Raw genomic sequence first — 1,853 nt, forward strand, 5'->3', positions numbered from 1 at the left:
TCATTTCTGGTGTCCAGCCATCGGCGCACAAAAGAACACACCGTATCCGATCGCATACAAGACGGTCACGACTTTCCCTGTGAAGATTTCTGAGCTTTAGTTTTTGTTCTTGTGAGAGATTAATGTTTATACCTATTAAATGGGCATTGCTCATGGAAAATCAAGCATCTTCAATGACGACGAGTATATGATCTATAAAGCATGATAGTCAACCTTAATGATAGCTATCACACCTAAGCCGATTAAATAACAGGATGTAACTCATGAGCATTGAAAAAACCACCCCACTCAGTGGTATAGCAGCGCTTTCGCACCATGAAGAGCCACAACCACACCCCAAAAAAAGTAAAACCACCAGTCACTAGCGAAGAAAAAGATCCTATCTTTACCTTAAGTTTGAGTGGTTCAGCAGAAAAGCTATTGCAAGCCAACGACAAAGATATTCGTCAGCCCTTAGTTGAACAGGTAAGACAGAAAATTGAACGTGGCGAATTAACCGTCAATGCAGAAAAAATTGCTGATGCCCTGATCCAATTAAATACCAGCATACGTGATTAAATCGATGACCCAACAGACGCTACAGGAGATCCTCATTGAGCAACTTTCCCAATTGGAAACGCTCAATGAGCTACTTAATATTGAATATCAACTACTGATTGCCGGTAAAGTTGATTTACTGCGTTTAAATGAAGTGACCGAAAAAAACAGTATTGGTTAACTGCACTACGCCATAGTGATGAAAAACGCATTACTTGCAGTCAACAAGGCAATTGTTTGCCGCCCTATCAGCAAGATAAAATGCTGGCTCCGATCTGGCAAAAAATTGAACTGCAAATTAAACATCTTTATCAACATAATAGCCAAAATGGGCTGCTGCTTAAGCAGCATATGCAGATCAATCAAGAGCAATTAACCTTCCTTAAAAAACGTCATAGTCCAGCACTGTATGGTGAGCATGGCCAGACAGAAAATATCGTCGCCAGCGGTTACCGAATCAAAATTTAATTCTCAGGCATTGACCAGCAATGCCTTATTTACAATTGAGCAATACGATATAACGTTGCTATAAACCCATTACCAATAACCAAGATATTGCTAACCACAGTAAAACCCGATCACTAAAGAAAGGTATTGCAGAGAAAATTTTGTTGATGGTGATGAACGCTTTTACCACCTAAAAGTGATAAAAGCATTCATCTTTATTTTAATTAACCGTTTGGCCAATAAAGGAGGTTAAACGAATTTTCCGTTCGTCACTGATCTCAAGACTGGAAACTACTGCAAGCTGGGGTAAACTTCGACGTAAAAAACGTGACATTAAAGGGCGTAAGCTATGATTGACAATTAACACCTGTGGTGCACCAATTAAACTTTGATTATTGATAGCTTCAATCGCTTGTTGCTCAATATTACCCGCCAGCCCAAGCTCTAATCCACCGCCCGATTGTAGCGCCTGGATCAAAACTCGCTCAAGGCTAACATCCAGACCAATAGCTTGGATCTCTTGTTTATCACCAAACCAATACTGCGTGATCGCCCTGGCTAAAGCAATACGAACCAAACTGGTCAGTTCCGTTACCTCTTTTTGTTCTGCCGCATGCTCTGCTAAGGTTTCAATAAGCGTGTTGCTTAATAGTGAAATAAGGGTGTTTCGGTGATTGAAGTAAATTTTACGCTGTTCTGAGATGGAAATTCCAAAGACCTGCGCTAAGGAGTAAGAAGGTATCATCAATAAAGGGTCTACGATTCCGTAAAATTTGGGTCATGCAACCGAGGCGCTTGATACCCGCGATGGCGTGTTCAACTGTAATACGGATGCCCGAGATTATTTTATTTTCTTGTTTTTGTTCAGG

The 1,853-nt window shown here is 40.6% G+C and carries 4 protein-coding genes and 1 pseudogene; 3 read left to right on the forward strand and 2 right to left on the reverse strand.

Features of this window, described 5'->3' with window-relative positions; genetic code table 11:
- Window positions 1-315: 315 nt before the first annotated feature.
- Genes flgM through flgN form a run of 3 tightly spaced genes read left to right on the forward strand, consistent with a single transcriptional unit; the run spans window position 316 to window position 1,005 of the window.
- Window positions 316-558 (forward strand): flagellar biosynthesis anti-sigma factor FlgM, encoded by a 243-nt coding sequence (gene flgM, locus CBG25_RS18195; RefSeq protein WP_290608425.1) that lies wholly within the window; start codon window positions 316-318, stop codon window positions 556-558.
- A gap of 4 nt (window positions 559-562) precedes the next feature.
- The gene (locus tag CBG25_RS18200; RefSeq protein ID WP_290608427.1) at window positions 563-718 is read left to right on the forward strand and encodes a hypothetical protein; all 156 of its coding nucleotides are present in this window, start codon (window positions 563-565) and stop codon (window positions 716-718) included.
- Between the two features lie 29 nt (window positions 719-747).
- Window positions 748-1,005, forward strand: coding sequence for a flagellar export chaperone FlgN (gene flgN, locus CBG25_RS18205; RefSeq protein ID WP_290608429.1), 258 nt, complete (start codon window positions 748-750; stop codon window positions 1,003-1,005).
- Window positions 1,006-1,204: 199 nt separating this feature from the next.
- Here the strand turns inward: flgN and CBG25_RS18210 are convergent.
- Both CBG25_RS18210 and CBG25_RS18215 read right to left on the reverse strand, forming a co-directional pair.
- A pseudogene (locus tag CBG25_RS18210) lies at window positions 1,205-1,624 on the reverse strand (FHIPEP family type III secretion protein); the annotation flags it as partial.
- Between the two features lie 46 nt (window positions 1,625-1,670).
- Window positions 1,671-1,853, reverse strand: a 183-nt coding sequence (locus CBG25_RS18215) for a transposase family protein (protein WP_366212660.1), incomplete at its 5' end; no start/stop codon positions are given.

It is taken from the genome of Arsenophonus sp. ENCA (assembly GCF_002287155.1).
GTDB classification, from domain to species: domain Bacteria; phylum Pseudomonadota; class Gammaproteobacteria; order Enterobacterales; family Enterobacteriaceae; genus Arsenophonus; species Arsenophonus nilaparvatae.

Excerpts from the sequence above, each read along its gene's own strand:
- flgM (WP_290608425.1), top strand. The coding sequence starts at position 316 with ATGAAGAGCCACAACCACACCCCAAAAAAAGTAAAACCACCAGTCACT.
- CBG25_RS18200 (WP_290608427.1), top strand. The coding sequence starts at position 563 with ATGACCCAACAGACGCTACAGGAGATCCTCATTGAGCAACTTTCCCAA.